Raw genomic sequence first — 15,943 nt, 5'->3', positions numbered from 1 at the left:
GGTCGTCGGTGCTCATCCTCCGATGGTGCCACCGTCGCGCCCGGCCCGCGCGGCGTTCCCGTCGTTCCCGGCACCGGTCCGGCGGCCGTCGTGCAGGTCCACGACCTGGTCGGCCCGTTCCATGAGGGCGGCGTCGTGGGTGGAGACCACGCTGGCGATGCCGCGGGCGTGGGTGAGCTCGACGAGCAGGTCCATGATCGTCGCGGCCGTGTCGGAGTCCAGCTGCCCGGTCGGCTCGTCGGCCACGAGGATGTCCGGGGCGCCGACGAGGGCCCGGGCGATCCCCACCCGCTGCTGCTGCCCGCCGGAGAGCTCGTAGGGCCGCTGCCGGGCGTGCCTGGCCAGCCCGACCATCTCGAGGGCCTGGGCGACCCGGGCGGAGCGCTCGCCGGCGGGCACCGCGCGCAGCCGCAGGGGCACCTCGACGTTCTCCTCGGCGGAGAGCACCGGCACCAGGCCGAAGCTCTGGAAGACGTAGCCGATCCGCTCGCGGCGGACCGCCAGGACCTCCTTCTCCGGCAGATTGGACAGCACCCGGCCGTCGTCGAGGACCACCTGCCCGCGGCTGGGCCGGTCCAGCCCGCCGAGGAGGTTGAGCAGCGTCGTCTTGCCCGAGCCGGACGGGCCGCGGACGACGGTGAGCCGGCCGGCCGGCACGTCGAGGTCGATCCCGGCCAGCGCGTGCACCTGCGTCGGCCCGGAGCCGAAGGTGCGGTGCAGGTCCCTCGCCGAGAGGACCACGGAGCCGCCGCCGTCCCTCATCGCCGCTCCTCGCCGACGGTGCCCGGCCGCTCCTCGTCGGGCCCGTGCGCGTCGTCCCCGGTGCCGTGCGTCTCGTCGTCGGGCCAGACCTGCACGTGGCTGCTCTCCTTCTCGATCCGCACCCGGTCCCGCAGACCGAGCTCGTCGACGTGGGCCCGGGGCAGCTGGATGCGGCCGGCCCGGTCGATGACGGTGTACTCCCGGGCCACCGTCCGCTCGACGCCGTCGGCGTCGACGACCGTCTGGCGCAGCACCTCGGTGGAGGTGCGGCCGTCCCGGATCTGGACCGTGCGCCGGACGTGGTCGGAGACCGTCGGGTCGTGGGTGACGACCAGCACCGTGGTGCCCAGCTCCTCGGCCGCCGAGCGCATCGCCCCCAGCACCTGCTCGGAGGCGGCGTCGTCCAGCTCGCCGGTCGGCTCGTCGGCGAGCAGCACCGAGGGTGCGTTGGCCAGGGCGGTGGCGATCGCGACCCGCTGCTGCTGGCCGCCCGAGAGCTGGGCCGGGCGCCGGTCCGCGCAGTCGGCCACGCCGAGCAGGTCCAGCAGCTCGGCGGCCCGGGCGCCCCGCCCCGTCCGGCCGCTGATGACCATGGGCAGGGCCACGTTGTCCGCGGCGGTGAGGAAGGGCAGCAGGTTGCGCGAGGTCTGCTGCCACACGAAGCCGACGACGGAGCGCTGGTAGTCCACCCGCTGGGCCCGGCTCATCGCCATCAGGTCGACCCCGGCGACGCGGGCCCGCCCGCCCGTGGGTCGGTCCAGCCCCGAGAGGATGTTGAGCAGGGTCGACTTGCCCGACCCGGAGGCGCCGACGAGGGCGACGACGTCACCGGGGTCGACGACGAGGTTCAGCCCTTGCAGGGCCTGCACCTCCACGCCCTCGGTGGAGTAGATGCGCACGAGGTCCTCGCACCAGATGTCGGGGCGTGCGGTCGTGGTGTTCATGAGTCCTCCCCGACGCGCAGGGCCTGCGCGAGTTGGTGCGCCCGGCGAGCCAGGCGCTGACGGTGACGGCGGTCAGGACGGTCAGGGCGACGGCGGCCAGCACGGCGCCGACGACGAGCGGGTCGACGGCCAGGGGCGGCTGCGACCGGCCACCGGTCAGCCCGGTGAGGTCGACGGCGCGGACCAGCACCCAGGGCACGACCAGGCCGAGGACGGCGCCGACGACGAGCGAGGTGGCCAGCACCGGGCCCAGCTCCCACGCGGCCAGCGCCCGGGTCTGTCCGGGACGCAGGCCCAGGGTGCGCAGGACGGCCAGCAGCCGGGAGCGCGCCGCGGTCCCCATGAGCTGGACCACGACGACGGCGAGCACGGTGAGCAGCCCGGTCAGCACGGTGGCGCCGACGAAGGCGCGGGTGAGCCCGGTCGTCACGGGGGCCGAGGTGAAGGAGTCCAGCTCCTCCTGCACCGTCGTCACGACGCCGGTCCCGAGCAGGTCCTGCACCGCGTCCGCGACCGCGCCGGGGTCCGCCCCCTCGGTGGTCGAGACCAGCGCCGACCGGGCCGTGGGCAGCCGGCGCCCGAGCTCGGCCCAGCGGTCGGCGTCCATGAGCGCCCAGCTGCCGGGGGTCTGCACGCCGGGCAGCTCGGCCAGGTGCCCGACGACCTGGACCTGCCCGTCCGCGCCCCCGAGGGTGGCCGGGCCCACCTGCGCGGGCGCGTCGCCCCCGGTGACGAGGGGGATGGCGCCCTCGTCGGCATACAGCTGCGGCGGCGGACCGGGGGCGGGCGAGCCGGCACCGAGCACCTGCTCCAGGGCGGGGTCCGCGACGAGGATCCGCAGGGGCGTGCGCTCCCCGTCGACGAAGAGCTCCTGGGTGGTGCCGACGTCGGCGACCCGGGCGACCGCCGCCACCCCGTCCAGCCCGGCCAGCCGCCCGACGAGCTCGTCGGTCAGCACCGGCCCGTTGACGCGGACGGCGGCCCCGTTGGCCTGCCAGGCGGCGGCCTCTGCCCCCCGCGTCACCGTCGTCAGCAGCACCGCGCTGACCAGGGCGATGGTGGTCCCCAGGACGACGGCCAGCGTGGGGACCAGCCCTCCCGCGGGGTCGCGCAGGGCCCGGGCCGCGCCGAGGAAGGGCGTCAGGCTCCGGCGGTCGCGCAGCACCCGCGTCAGGGCCGCCAGCGGGACCGGGTAGAGCCGCAGGGCCACGACGCAGGCGGCCAGCGCCAGCAGCACCGGGGTGGCGGCCGCGAGCAGGTCGACGCCGGAGGTCCCCGGGTCGTCGCCCCGCGAGCCGCGGTCCAGCAGCCGCCAGGTGGCCAGCCCGGCCAGGGCGACGACGGCCGCCTCCACGACCCACCGCCACCGCGAGCTGCTGCGGCGCGAGAGGTCGCGCCGCGTCTGCAGGAGCGAGGCGTCCTCGACGGACGCGGCCAGCGCGATCGCCGGGGCGGCCGCCACCGCCGCAGTCACGAGCCACTCCTGCCAGCCCGCACCCCCGGGCAGGAGCACCCGGGCCAGGACGTGGCCGAGCACGGCCGCCGGCACCCCGACGGCCAGGCCCTCGAGCACCGCCAGCCGGCGCAGCTGGCGGGGGCTGGCGCCCCGGGCCAGCACGAGAGCCACCGACGGGCGGCGTCGCTGGACCACCAGCCGGGCGGCGAGCCCGACCACGGCCAGCGCGACCCCGAGGGGCCCGGCGGCGACCACCGCCAGGAGCGAGGACGTCGCCCGCTGCTGGCGGACCACCTGGTCGAGGGTGTCGGTCAGCTCGGTGGCGAACGCCGGTGTCTGGTCGGCCTCGATCGGTCCGAGCGCGGGGTCGCCGGACTCCACGAGCGTGTGCTGCTGGGCGAGCATCCCGGTCAGCTGACGTCGCACCAGCCCCACGTCGACGCCCGTCCCGGACGCCGCGTCCGGGTCGACGGGGAACCACAGCTCGTGCCGGACCGCGGTGGGCTGGCCCAGGTAGCCGCGGCTGCCGGGGTCCACGAACGCGGTCACCAGCGCAGCCTGCCCGCGGTTGGGGTCGAAGAGCACCCCCAGCCGGACGCCGTTGTCGACGTGCTGCCACCGCGGGTCGTCCGGCTCCACCGGCCGGTAGGTCCCGGCGACCACCAGCGGGCCGACCCGGTCACCGACCTCCCACAGCAGCTCCTCGGCGGCCTCCTCGAGCACGACCACCGGGACGCCGTCCCCGGCGTCCCCCTCGCCGGGCGCCCCGTCCGGACCCACGACCCGTCCACCCCCCGCCCCGGCCTCCCCGGGTGCGTCGGCCTCAGGCCCGCCCCACGGGCCGGGCAGCGTGCCGTCGACGATCTCCACGTGCTCGGCCAGGTGCGGGTCCGCGTGGACCGCGACCTCCGCGCCGTAGTAGCCGCTGTCCTCGTCCGGGACGTGCTCCACCGCGGTGGTGGCGCGGGCGTACATCTGCGCCTCCTGCAGCAGCGACCGCAGCGGCTCGGGCTGGGCGGCCCGGACCTGCGCCGCCCCCTCCTCGAAGGGGACCCACGGGTCGACCCCCGGCGGTGCCGGCACCTCGACCGTGGTGCTCCACCGGCCGGTGACGTCCCGCTGCAGGGCGGACAGACCGCCGACGTCCTGGGCGAGCTGACGGTCGTTGACGTCCTGCAGGGCGCGCGGCACCGCGGTGAGCAGCACCGAGACCACCGCCACCAGCAGGGCCAGCCCCACGGAGACCCACGGGTCCGCGGCGAACTGCCGCCACGCCATACCTGCTCCGGTATGCCGTCGCGCCCCGCGGTGACGTCCGCTCACCGGATTTCCTCCCGGTAGTCTGTTTCCAGGGCCTGCCGGCGCACCCGGGTCGCCTGGGCGAGCACCACGGCGGCGACGGCGATCGCGCCGGTGAGCAGGATGACGACCCACGGGAGGGCCTCCAGGTGCAGGGGGGCCGCCAGCGTCACCTGGTCGACGGCGGTCGTGGACCGGGCCAGCTCGGGCACCACGGCCCGGGCGACGAGCAGGCCCGCGGCCAGGCCGAGGGCGACCGCGGCGGCCACGATGCCGCCGAGCTCGAGCGCCCGGGAGCGGGCCTGGGCGACGGGCGGCATGCCGAGCGCCCGCAGCACCGCCACCTCGGGACGGCGAGACGCGAGCAGGGTCGCCGCGACTGCGCCGATGCCGGTGGCCGCCAGCAGGACCGCCCCGGCCGAGGCCACCCAGAAGACCCGGCGGGCGGCGCCGGTCGCGTCGGTGACCAGGGCTGCCCCGGAGGCGGGCCCGGTGACGGAGACCACGTCGTCCCGGCCGGCGAGCGTCTCGACGACGGTCGCCTCCTGACCGGGGACGGTCGCGGCCCACAGCTGCGTGGGGAACGGCAGCCCGCGGTCGTCGGCGGCCAGTGCGCGGAGCAGGCCGTCCCGGTCGAGCAGGGCGGCCCGGGGTGCGAGGGTGCCGGGGACCGCCGGCACCAGGGTGGTGACCGTGACCGGTACGTCGGTCCCGAAGGCCTCCACCAGGGCCTCGTCGCCGACCTCGAGGTTGGCGGCGCGGGCGGCCTCGGGGGTGAGGGCGACCGGGACCGGTTCGACGGTGACGTCGGGGCTGGCGGCCGGGTCCGGCGGGGCGAACGGACCCTCGGCCGGGGGAGGGCGGTAGCTGCGGCCGGGGCCCACGACGACCGTCTGCTCGGGCCAGTTGCTGCGGGCCACCCCGTGCAGCGTCCAGGTCTCCCCCGACGTGTCGAGGGACGCGGGCACGAAGACCGCGTCGTCGAGGACCCAGACGGCGCCGGTGGCCGGGTCCACCCGCGTCTCCACGAGGTCGCGGCCCTCGGACTCCGCCTCGGCGGCGAGCCGGTCGGCGTCCTCCTGCGCGGCCTGCGTCACGTCCGGCGGGGCCAGCTGCTCGGCACCCCAGCCCTCGGTGGCCGGGCCGAGCACGGTGTCGCCGTCACCGGTGGACAGGGACAGGCGGGCGGCGACCTCCGCCGGCACCGGCTCCCACCGGTCCCGCGGCGTGAGGGGCGCCTCGATCCGGACGTCCAGGAGCACCTGGGTGCTGCCCTCCGGGAGGGTGAAGGTCACCGTGCCGGTGCCACCACCGGGCTCGACCTCGGCCTCGGTGTAGGCGCGGCCCTCCTGCGGCGTGACCACCGGCCTGTCGACGGGAACCGTGGGTCCGTCCACGACGTCCAGCGTCCCGGTGGTGGGGTCGAGGAGGGTCAGCGACACCGTCCAGGGCACCGTCCGGTCGTCGGCGGCGGCCCGGAGCTGCTCGTCGACCACCTGCCGGGCCATGGAGCGGGCCTCGTCCTCGGGGAGCGGTTCGCCGCCGTGGGCCCCGTCGACGTAGTTCTGCACGTCCTGCTCGTACCCCTCCTGGAGGGTGCGCAGGAACTCGTCCTCGACGGTGAGCTCGACGGTCAGGGCCGCCTCGAGGGTGGTCGCGCCGCCGGGGAGGGGAACCCCGTCCGCGGTCGGCCCGTCCGTCGTGAGGGCCTCGACGGGCACGAGCGGGTGGGTGGTGGCGCCCGTCGCGTCGTCCCCGGCCTGTCCGTCGGCGCGCGTCGACGTGCCGGCCAGCCCGGGTCCGGTCGCCACGGCCGCGAGGTCGACGACGGGGGAGACGGTGAGCGCCACCTGCGCGTCGCCCAGCCGGGCACCCTCGTCGAGCCACACGGGCGTGGACCGCACGACGCCGGGTGCGCCGCGCAGGGACGGCGGGGGAGGGGCCACCACGCCCGGCTCCACGGTGGCCGGGGGCTCCTCCGGCACGACCCGGACGGGGGCGCCCTGGGCCACCGAGCGCAGGTCGTCCCGCAGCTGGGCCGAGGTGCCGGCGTAGAGGCCGGACAGGGTGGTCGCCCCGACCGCGAGGACGGTCAGGACCGCGGGCACGGCGTAGACCGGCAGCCGGCGGGAGACCTGGGCCGCGGCCAGGTGGCCGGTGGCGCCCCGGCCCGGCCGGGTGAGCGCCTCGACCAGGCGCCCGGCCGGGCCCAGCAGGGCCATCGCCACGACGGCCGCGGCGGCCAGCAGGAGAGCGGGCGCCGCGCCGGCCACGAGGTCGGTGCCGAGCGTGCCGTCCTCCCGGGTCACCAGCGGCGAGCCGTGCCGTCGCAGCTGCCACCAGGCCACGCCCGCCGCGCCGAGGACCAGCACCACGGTGGCCAGCGCCGTCGCGGCGCGGGTGCGCCCGGACACGTCGGCCCGGCCCCCCGCGGTGAGCCGGCGCACCTGGAGCCCTGCGACGGCGACGAGGACCGTGAGGACCGCGGCGCCGGTGAGCAGCGCGACCCGCACCACCGTGGGCCACTGGCCGTCCCCGGCGGGGACGGCCTGCAGGACGGCCCAGGCCGTCCCGCCGCCGAGGGCGGTGCCGGCCAGCGCGACGACGGCGGACTCCGCCACGGTGCTGCCCAGCACCTGGCGCCGGTGGCGCCCCGGGCCAGCAGCAGCTGGTGCTGCGTCTCCCGGGTGGTCGCCAGGAGGCGGGCCAGCTGGACCACGGACAGCATCGTCACGAGGACGAGCACCGAGAGCGGGACCACCCCCAGGGCGCGGGCCGTGGCCAGGTTGGTCGCGGCCGTCCCGGCGGTGGGGGCCAGGTCGCCGTCGACGGTCACGCCGCGGACGTCCACCTCCGGCGTCTTCATCGACGACCGCAGGCTGCCCGCCGCGGAGGCGAGGTGGGCCAGGTCGTCCGGCTGGATCCTGGTGGCGTCAGGCTGGACGGTCCACCGGACGAAGGGGGCGTCCACGACGCGGACCACGCCGTCCGGCGGCACGATCAGCGGGCCGCGGTCGGTGCCGTCCCGACCGGCGGCCACGAGCGGGTCGCCGAACCAGAAGGCGTCGTCGGCGGCGACCGGGTGCCAGAGGCCGGTCACCTCGACGTCGGCGCCGCCGACGACGAGGGTGTCCCCGACCCGCACGCCCCAGGTCTCGGCCGCCGCGGCGTGCAGCATGCCCTGGACCGGCTCGGCACCGGGGGAGGGCCAGGTGCCCTCGACCACCTCGACCCGATCCTCCACCTCGGGGTCCTCGGGGGTGAGCGAGGCGCTGGCGAGGACGACGAGCCTGCCCTCCAGGCCGTCCTCCCCGAGCCGGACCGGCCGGGGCTCGCTGACCACCGTGCGCTGGACGCTGACCGGTGCCGGGGCGAACGCCTCGTCGACGAGACGGCGGGCCGCGGCGTCCTGGGCCTGCGGGTCCTGCGCCTGCCGGGTCTGCACCCGGATCCCCGCCTCCTGCGGCACGGCCCCGGTCAGCGAGGCCCGGGCGGCGGTCGTCGCGGCGGCCCCGGAGTAGCCGACCGTGCCGGCGAGGATCGCGGTGGTGGCGGTGACGAGCACGAGCAGGGTGAGCAGCAGCCCGGTGGACGCGCGGGTGCGACGGATCGCCCACCCCCACCACGTCGTCATGGGCCGAACCCTAGACGGAGCGACCGACGCAGCGGCAGCGGGTCAGCCCTTCTCCCGCAGGTCCACGATCCGGCGCGCCTTGCCGACCGACCGCTCGATGCCGCCCTCGGCCAGCACGACCACCTGGGCGCTGGTGCCGATCCGCGACTTGATCTGGTGACCCAGCTCGCGCGCGATCGAGGCCCGACGCGCCTCGTCCAGCCCCGGGGCGCCCTCGACGTTGACCGTCAGCTGGTCCATCCGGCCCGGTCGGGAGAGCACGCACTGGAAGTGGGGCGTCAGCCCCTCGGTGGCCAGCACCAGCTCCTCGATCTGGGTGGGGAAGACGTTGACGCCGCGCACGATCATCAGGTCGTCGCTGCGTCCGGTGATCTTGGCCATCCGCCGCAGGGACGGCCGGGCCGTGCCGGGCAGCAGCCGGGTCAGGTCACGGGTGCGGTAGCGCAGCACCGGCATCGCCTCCCGGGTCAGCGCGGTGAGCACCAGCTCGCCCTCCTCCCCGTCGGGCACCGGCTCGTCGGTCAGCGGGTCGACGATCTCGGGGTAGAAGTGGTCCTCCCACAGCGTGAGGCCGTCCTTGGTCTCGACGCACTCCTGCGCCACGCCGGGGCCCATCATCTCCGAGAGTCCGAAGATGTCGGTCGCGTGCATGCCGCAGGTCTGCTCGATCTCCTGGCGCATGGCCTCGGTCCAGGGCTCGGCGCCGAAGACGCCGATGCGCAGCGACGTCTCGGCGGGGTCGAGCCCCAGCTCCTTGACGTGGTCGATGGTGGCCAGGAAGTACGACGGCGTGACCGTGATGACGTCGGGCCGGAAGTCGCGGATCAGCTGGATCTGCTTCTCGGTCTGCCCGCCGCTCATCGGGACCACGGTGCAGCCCAGCCGCTCGGCGCCGTAGTGCGCACCGAGCCCGCCGGTGAACAGCCCGTAGCCGTAGGCCACGTGCACCATGTCGCCCGGGCGGACACCGGCGGCCCGCAGCGACCTCGCCACGAGCCCGGCCCAGGTGTCGATGTCCTGCCGCGTGTAGCCGACGACCGTCGGCCGCCCGGTGGTCCCCGAGCTGGCGTGCAGCCGCACGCACTGCTCGCGGGGGACCGCCAGCATCCCGAACGGGTAGTTGTCCCGCAGGTCCGCCTTGGTCGTGAAGGGCAGCAGCCGGACGTCCTCGAGGCTGCGGACGTCGTCGGGGTGGACGCCGCGCTCCTCCAGCTGCCGCCGGTAGTGCGGCACCCCCTCGTACGCCCGCCGCACGCAGCCCTGCAGCCGTTCCAGCTGCACGGCACGCAGCTGGTCCACCGACCAGGTCTCGGCCTCGTCGTGCAGGTCCGGTCGGGGGTCGATCGTCGGCAGCGTCATACCTCACCTCTTCGTCGGGGCGGCTCAGGGCAGGGTATGCCGTGCGGCCCCGGGCCCGCACTACGCTCGGTGGATGCACCGGATCTTCACCACCAGCTTCGCCTCCGTCTACCCGCACTACGTCGCCAAGGTGGAGCGCAAGGGCCGCACGAAGGCCGAGCTGGACCAGGTCGTCGAGTGGCTGACCGGGTTCGACGAGGCGGCCCTCCAGCGCCACCTGGACGCCGGCACCACGTTCGAGGACTTCTTCGCCGCCGCCGAGCTCAACCCGCGGGTCGACTAGGTCACCGGGGTCGTCTGCGGCGTCCGGGTGGAGGACGTCGAGGACCCCCTCATGCAGAAGATCCGCTACCTGGACAGCTCGTCGACGAGCTGGCCCGGGGCAAGGCGATGGAGAAGGTGCTGCGCGGCTGAGGCCCGGGCGGCGTGCCACAGTGGGCGCATGACGACGTCGCACCACCAGGACCACCCCCTGCTCGCCGGCCCCACCGGGACCCCGGTGGCCGTTCTCGGTGCCGGCGCCATGGGGGCCGGCATCGCCCAGGTCGCCGCTGCGGCCGGGCACCCCGTCCACCTCGTCGACGCCCAGGAGGGAGCCGCCGCGAAGGCCGTCGACCGCATCCGGGACGGCCTGGCCCGGCAGGTGGCCAAGGGCCGCACCGAGCAGGCGGACGTCGACGCGCTGCTGGGGCGGATCGCCACGCTGACCACCTCCGACATGACGACCGTCCCTCCGGTCGCCCTCGTCGTCGAGGCCGTCGTCGAGCACCTCGACGTCAAGCGCGTGATCTTCCGCCAGCTCGAGCAGTCCCAGTCTCCGTCTACGGTGCTGGCCACCAACACCTCCAGCCTGTCGATCGACGCCATCGTCGGCGAGGCCACCACCGGCCACGACGCCGCCCTGCACGGCGGCCGGTCGCCCGCGCTGCAGCACCCCGGGCGGGTGCTGGGGCTGCACTTCTTCAACCCCCCGCCGGTCATGCGCCTCGTCGAGGTGGTCCGTGGCGTGCGGTCCGACCCCGCGGTGCTCCAGGCCGCCGCCGAGCTGGTGCGGCGCTGGGGCAAGACCCCCGTGCTGTGCGCCTCGACCCCCGGGTTCATCGTCAACCGGGTCGCCCGGCCGTTCTACGGGGAGGCCCAGCGGATGGTGGAGGAGGGGCTGGTCGACGCGGCCACCGTCGACCTGGCCCTGCGGCGGACCGGCTTCCGGATGGGGCCGATGGAGCTGACCGACCTCATCGGCCAGGACGTCAACCTCGCCGTCGGGGAGTCCGTGTGGCACCAGACGGACGAGGACCCCCGCTACGCACCCACCGACTACCAGCGCGCCCTCGTGCGGGAGGGCCGTCTGGGCCGCAAGACCGGCCGCGGCGTGTTCACCTACGAGGACGGCCGGGCCGTGGACGCCGACCCCGACGAGGAGCTGGCCGACCGGCTCGTCGGCGGGCCCGTGGTCACCGACCCCGTCGCCCGGACGCTGGCGATGCTCGTCAACGAGGGGGTCGACCTGGTCCACCGCGGGGAGGCCTCGGCCGAGGACGTCGACACCGCCATGCGGCTGGGCACCAACTACCCGAAGGGGCCCTTCGGCTGGCTGGCCGAGCTGGGCGCGGACCCGGTCCGGGAGACCCTCGCCGAGCTCGACCTGGTCTACCCGGGCGGCCGCTACCGGCCGAGCGAGGCCCTGTGAGCACCGGCGCACCCGGGGAGACCCCCGGCACCGACCCCTCGGCCCCGCCCGACCTGGCCCACGTCCGGCGGATGTGGGCCCAGGACCGGGCCTCGGCGCACCTGGGCATCGAGCTGCTGGACGTCGGGGTGGAGGTGCGCGACGGCATACCCCTGGGCCGTGCCCGGGCCCGGATGCGGATCAGGGACACCATGGTCAACGGGCACGACATCGCCCACGGAGGCTACGTCTTCGCCCTGGCCGACTCGACCTTCGCCCTCGCCTGCAACGCGACCGGCAGGCCCACGGTCGCGGCCGGCTGCGACATCACCTACGTGGCCGCAGGGCGTCTCGAGGACGTCCTCGTCGCGGAGGCGCGCGAACGGGTCACCTACGGCCGCAGCGGGATCACCGACGTCACGGTGGTCCGGGAGTCCGACGGTGCGGTGCTGGCGGAGTTCCGGGGGCGCAGCCGGGTGATGGCCGGCCGCTGACGGGTCCCGCCCGCCCCCGGGCCGCCGCCCGGGTGACGACCGGTGGCCCCGTCCAGCAGGATGGTCCGGTGCAGACCTTCCTGCCCGACCCCGGCTTCGAGGAGAGCGCCCGGCTGCTCGACGACGCCCGGCTGGGCAAGCAGCGGGTGGAGACCCTGCAGGTCCTGCGCGCCCTGGAGCTGCCGGACTACGGCTGGGTCAACCACCCCGCCGTGCGGATGTGGCGAGGACGCACCCCGGCCCTGGTCGCCTACGGCCTGGCGATGGTGCGGCAGTGGCGCGAGCGCGGGCACGCCGACGGGACGGCCCCGGCGATCGCGGAGTTCGCCCCCGGGGTCGTCGACGTCCCCCAGCAGGAGCTGGCCGCCGCGGGCCTCCTGCCGTCCTGGCTGGGCGACGCGGAGCTGCACCGCTCGCACCGGTCCAACCTGCTGGCCAAGGACCCCGACCGCTACCGGCCGCTGCTGACCGCGCGCTACGGCCCGGAGCCGGACGACCTGCCCTACGTCTGGCCCGGGCCCGACGACGTCCCGGTGCCGCCCGGACCGGCGGGGACGCGGGTCTGGGTCGTGCGGCCGCCCACGGAGACGGAGGTCGGGGTATGCCTGGCGGCCGGCGTCATGGGCCTGGGCACCCGGTCCGGGGTCGACGTGCCCGCCGCCGGCCTGGGTCCGGAGGTGCTGCGGGCGCTCTCCCGGGAGCGCACGGGCCGGCGGCCCGCCAAGGACCTGCGCCAGCTGTCCACGCTCCTCGACGAGGTCCGGCCTGGGGATCTCGTGGGCCTGCCCGTGGAGGCCGGCGCCGGGCTGCTCCTGGGGGAGGTCGCCGGGGACTACGTCTTCATCCCCCACGGGCCCCTGCCCCACCGCCGCCCGGTGCGCTGGGGCCACGTCGTCCCCCGGTCCGCCGCCCGACGGCCGGCCACGCTGCAGGACCCGCGGGCCCTCTTCTCCGTCGTGCTCGACCCCGCGGCCGCCCGGCCCGGCACCGGGTCGCCGTGACCACCCGGCCGGGCGACCCTCCCGCCGGCCCCGTCCCGCCACGTCCCGGCGGACGGGTCGCCGACCTCGTGGTCCCCTTCGTCGTCGGCCTGGCCGGGACGGTCGCGCTGCTCGCGCTGGGCATCGCGACGGCCAGCCCAACTGGCAGGTCTACCTGGCCGTCCTCGTCCTGGGCGCCGGCGCGGTCGCGCTCCTGCACCGCCGCGCCGGGCTGAGCGCACCCACGGTCTGGGGCCTGCTCCTCTTCGGCCTCGGCCACCTGGCCGGGGGGATGGTGCCGGTCGGGACCGGAACGCTCTACCAGTGGTGGCTGGTCCAGGACGTGGTCCGCTACGACAACCTGCAGCACGCGGTCGGGTTCGGCGTGGTCGGCCGGGCCACGTGGGAGGCGCTGGGACGACGTCTGGCCCCGCCCCCCGGCGCCCGGGCGGCGGTGGCCTGGTGGGTCGTGGTGCTCGGCGCCGGCGCGTTCGGGGCGCTGAACGAGGTCGTCGAGTGGGTGCTCACCCTGACGCTGGAGACCACCCGGGTCGGGGGCTACGACAACACGGCCAGGGACCTGCTCGCCAACCTCGTCGGCGGCGTCCTCGTGGGCGGGGCCTCCGCGTGGGAGGTGCGCCGCGGGGAGCGGGTGGCGGGCCGCCCGCCGGGCGCGGCGGGCTGACCGGGCCGGCACCCGGCGTCGGTCGTTAGGCTGACGGCCATGTCTGAGACCGCCACCACGCACCCGCTCCTGGAGCAGCACCGGGACACCCTCGAGGAGGCTGCCCGGGCCCTCCGGGAGCGCAGCTACTACAGCCGCTACCCCGAGTCCCCCAGCCCCCGGGTCTACGGCGAGACGGCGCCGCAGGACGGCCAGGACGCCCACGAGCGCAGCCTCAACGCCAGCTACTCGGCCCTGGCCGACCAGCCCTCCACCGGTCGTGAGGTCGGCAGCGAGGTCAGCCCCTACGGCCCGACGCTGGGCGTGCGCTACCCCGAGCTCGACGTCGACGCCGCCATGGACGCCGCGCTCACCGCGATGCCCGCCTGGCGCGACGCGGGCGCCGAGGTCCGCGCCGCCGTCTGCACCGAGATCGTCGACCGGATCAACGCCCGGTCCCACCAGATGGCCCACGCCGTCATGCACACCAGCGGCCAGCCGTTCGTCATGAGCTTCCAGGCCGGCGGTCCGCACGCCCAGGACCGGGCGCTCGAGGCCGTCGTGGCCGCCCTGGAGGAGCAGCGCCGCATCCCTGCCTCCGTGGTCTGGGAGAAGCCGGCCAAGGGCGAGCCGATCCGGATGCAGAAGGACTACCGGGTCGTGCCGCGCGGGGCGGCGCTGGTCATCGGCTGCAACACCTTCCCCACCTGGAACGCCTACCCGGGCATCTTCGCCAGCCTGGCCACCGGCAACCCGGTCGTCGTCAAGCCCCACCCCCGTGCCGTCCTCCCGCTGGCGCTCACCGTCGCCACCGCCCGCGAGGTGCTGCTCGAGGCCGGCTTCGACCCGGCCCTGGTCCAGCTGGCCGCCGAGGACGACGGCGGCACCCTGGCCAAGGACCTGGCCCTGCACCCGGCGGTGAAGATCATCGACTACACCGGCGGGCCCGGGTTCGGCGCGTGGCTGGAGGCCGAGGCCGGCAAGGCGGGCAAGCTGGTCTACACCGAGAAGGCCGGCCTCAACTCCGTCGTCGTCGACTCCACCGACGACCTCAAGGGTCTGCTGGGCAACCTGGCGTTCTCGTTCTCGCTCTACTCCGGCCAGATGTGCACCGCCCCGCAGAACGTCTACGTGCCCGCCACCGGGGTCGACACCGACCAGGGCCACCTGGGCGCCGACGAGTTCGGCCAGCACCTGGCGGAGGCTCTCTCGCGGTTCACCGCCGACGACGCCCGTGCGGTGGAGATCCTCGGCGCCACCGTCAACGACGACGTCCGCGGCCGGGCGACCGACGTGCCGGCCCTGGCCGAGCGGCTCGGCGGCGAGGTGCTCCTCGACTCCCGGGCCGTGACCCACCCGACCTACCCGGACGCCGTCGTGCGCACCCCCGCCCTCGTGGCCACCGACGCGGGCAACGAGGCCGCCTACACCCAGGAGTGCTTCGGACCGGTCGCCTTCCTCGTGCGGACCGCCGACACGACCGAGTCGCTGCGCCGCTTCGCCGAGACCGTGCGCGAGCACGGGGGGATGACCGCCTCCGTCTACTCCACCGACGAGCAGGTGCTCGAGGACGCCCGGGAGGCGGCGGTCGAGGCCGGGGTCGCGCTCTCGGAGAACCTCACCGGGCAGATCTTCGTCAACCAGACGGCCGCGTTCAGCGACCTGCACGGCACCGGGGCCAACCCGGCCGCCAACGCCGCCTACGCGGACACGGCGTTCGTGGCCAACCGGTTCCGGGTCATCACCAGCCGGCGGCACGTCTGAGCACGGACCACGGGCCGGGTATGCCGCCGCTCCCCGGCGAGGCCCGGGCGCCGGGCGCGACGGCCACGACGAGCCCGTCCTGCCCGGGAACGTCCGCCGCCGGACCGTCGCCCCCGGCATGGTCGAGCTGGTCGGTCTGTCCCACCTGCCGGCCGACCCGACGGACGCCGTCGACCTCGTCGTCGGGCTGGTGGAGCGGTCGTTCGGCGACGGGCACCACCGCGTCGAGGCCCAGGTGGACGTGGACGACCACGGGACCCGGCGCGTCCTCCAGCGGGCCGGGCTGCGGCCCGAGGGCGTCGCCCGCGGCCGGGCCGCGGCCGCCGACGGACCACCCGGCGACGTCCTCCGGCTCGGCCGGCTGCGGGACGACCCGTCCCCCGGGACCCCCGCCGGGTTCCTGGGGATGCTGAACGCCACCCTGCCCACCAAGCGGCTCATCGTGCAGGGGCTCGTCCGGGACGACCAGGGCCGGGTGCTGCTGTGCGAGCTGACCTACAAGCGCGACTGGGACCTCGTCGGCGGCGTGGCCGAGCCGGCCGAGACACCGGTGGCCAGCCTCGAGCGGGAGGTCTGCGAGGAGCTGGGCGTCGACCTGCCGGTCGGCGACCTGCTCGCGGTCGACTGGCTCCCGCCCTACAAGCAGTGGGCCGACGCCCTCCTGCTCGTCTTCGACCTGGGGGTCCACCCCGACCTGCTGGACCGGGCGGTGCTGCAGCGCACCGAGCTGCGCTCCGTCCACTGGTGCACCCTCGCCGAGGCGGCCGACCACGTCGCCCCCTACGTCGCCCGGCTGCTGACCTCCCTGGCCGAGGCTCAGGCCGAGGCCGAGGTCGGGGGGACGGCGGGCGGCGCGGGCCCCCTCTTCCTCGAGGACGGGCTCCCCCGCCGGACCGCACCGGGCTGAGCCGCCCGCCT

13 protein-coding genes and 1 pseudogene are annotated in these 15,943 nt (G+C 76.1%); 8 read left to right on the top strand and 6 right to left on the bottom strand.

The features are described from left to right. Positions 1 to 12: 12 nt before the first annotated feature. From BJF81_RS09755 to paaK, 6 genes are all read right to left on the bottom strand, one after another. Complete coding sequence (locus BJF81_RS09755; protein WP_075958157.1) at positions 13 to 762, bottom strand: ABC transporter ATP-binding protein; 750 nt, start codon at positions 760 to 762, stop codon at positions 13 to 15. Continuing rightward, positions 759 to 1,706, bottom strand: coding sequence for an ABC transporter ATP-binding protein (locus BJF81_RS09750; RefSeq protein ID WP_075958156.1), 948 nt, complete (start codon positions 1,704 to 1,706; stop codon positions 759 to 761). Before BJF81_RS09750 ends, BJF81_RS09755 begins: the two co-directional genes overlap by 4 nt. Next, positions 1,588 to 4,440: an FtsX-like permease family protein gene (locus tag BJF81_RS09745; protein ID WP_075958155.1), complete on the bottom strand. Its 2,853-nt coding sequence runs from the start codon at positions 4,438 to 4,440 to the stop codon at positions 1,588 to 1,590. Before BJF81_RS09745 ends, BJF81_RS09750 begins: the two co-directional genes overlap by 119 nt. Positions 4,441 to 4,481: 41 nt before the next feature. Next, entirely contained in the window at positions 4,482 to 5,969 is a 1,488-nt protein-coding gene (locus BJF81_RS20980; RefSeq protein WP_342447120.1) for an FtsX-like permease family protein, read from the bottom strand. A 797-nt stretch (positions 5,970 to 6,766) separates the two neighbouring features. Then, positions 6,767 to 8,095, bottom strand: a complete 1,329-nt coding sequence (locus BJF81_RS20975; protein ID WP_342447119.1) for a hypothetical protein — start codon at positions 8,093 to 8,095, stop codon at positions 6,767 to 6,769. A 42-nt stretch (positions 8,096 to 8,137) separates the two neighbouring features. After that, complete coding sequence (gene paaK / locus BJF81_RS09735; RefSeq protein WP_075958153.1) at positions 8,138 to 9,454, bottom strand: phenylacetate--CoA ligase PaaK; 1,317 nt, start codon at positions 9,452 to 9,454, stop codon at positions 8,138 to 8,140. Between the two features lie 73 nt (positions 9,455 to 9,527). On the opposite strand from paaK, the pseudogene BJF81_RS09730 reads away from it, so the two are divergent. The 8 genes and pseudogenes from BJF81_RS09730 (at position 9,528) to BJF81_RS19575 (ending at position 15,932) form a co-directional block, all read left to right on the top strand. Continuing rightward, positions 9,528 to 9,868, top strand: a pseudogene (locus tag BJF81_RS09730) (DUF2200 domain-containing protein). Positions 9,869 to 9,896: 28 nt separating this feature from the next. Further along, a complete protein-coding gene (locus BJF81_RS09725; RefSeq protein WP_075958152.1) occupies positions 9,897 to 11,144 on the top strand; it encodes a 3-hydroxyacyl-CoA dehydrogenase NAD-binding domain-containing protein in 1,248 nt (415 codons plus the stop codon). Beyond that, positions 11,141 to 11,617, top strand: coding sequence for a hydroxyphenylacetyl-CoA thioesterase PaaI (paaI, locus tag BJF81_RS09720; protein ID WP_237770160.1), 477 nt, complete (start codon positions 11,141 to 11,143; stop codon positions 11,615 to 11,617). The genes BJF81_RS09725 and paaI overlap by 4 nt, the downstream gene beginning before the upstream one ends. 68 nt (positions 11,618 to 11,685) lie before the next feature. Further along, a complete protein-coding gene (locus BJF81_RS09715; RefSeq protein ID WP_075958151.1) occupies positions 11,686 to 12,618 on the top strand; it encodes an MSMEG_6728 family protein in 933 nt (310 codons plus the stop codon). Beyond that, entirely contained in the window at positions 12,615 to 12,833 is a 219-nt protein-coding gene (locus BJF81_RS09710) for a hypothetical protein (RefSeq protein ID WP_075958150.1), read from the top strand. Before BJF81_RS09715 ends, BJF81_RS09710 begins: the two co-directional genes overlap by 4 nt. A 59-nt stretch (positions 12,834 to 12,892) precedes the next feature. Next, positions 12,893 to 13,282 carry a hypothetical protein gene (locus BJF81_RS09705; protein ID WP_143780768.1) on the top strand — a complete coding sequence of 130 codons (390 nt, stop codon included), beginning with the start codon at positions 12,893 to 12,895 and terminating at the stop codon, positions 13,280 to 13,282. A 39-nt stretch (positions 13,283 to 13,321) separates the two neighbouring features. Continuing rightward, on the top strand, positions 13,322 to 15,025 hold the full coding sequence (gene paaN, locus BJF81_RS09700; protein ID WP_075958148.1) for a phenylacetic acid degradation protein PaaN: 1,704 nt from the start codon (positions 13,322 to 13,324) through the stop codon (positions 15,023 to 15,025). Positions 15,026 to 15,143: 118 nt separating this feature from the next. Next, the gene (locus BJF81_RS19575; protein WP_075958147.1) at positions 15,144 to 15,932 is read left to right on the top strand and encodes an NUDIX hydrolase; all 789 of its coding nucleotides are present in this window, start codon (positions 15,144 to 15,146) and stop codon (positions 15,930 to 15,932) included. Positions 15,933 to 15,943 lie beyond the last annotated feature (11 nt).

It is taken from the genome of Ornithinimicrobium sp. CNJ-824 (assembly GCF_001942405.1).
Lineage (GTDB): Bacteria > Actinomycetota > Actinomycetes > Actinomycetales > Dermatophilaceae > Ornithinicoccus > Ornithinicoccus kibberensis.
This window is presented reverse-complemented; position numbering and strand designations above follow the sequence as displayed.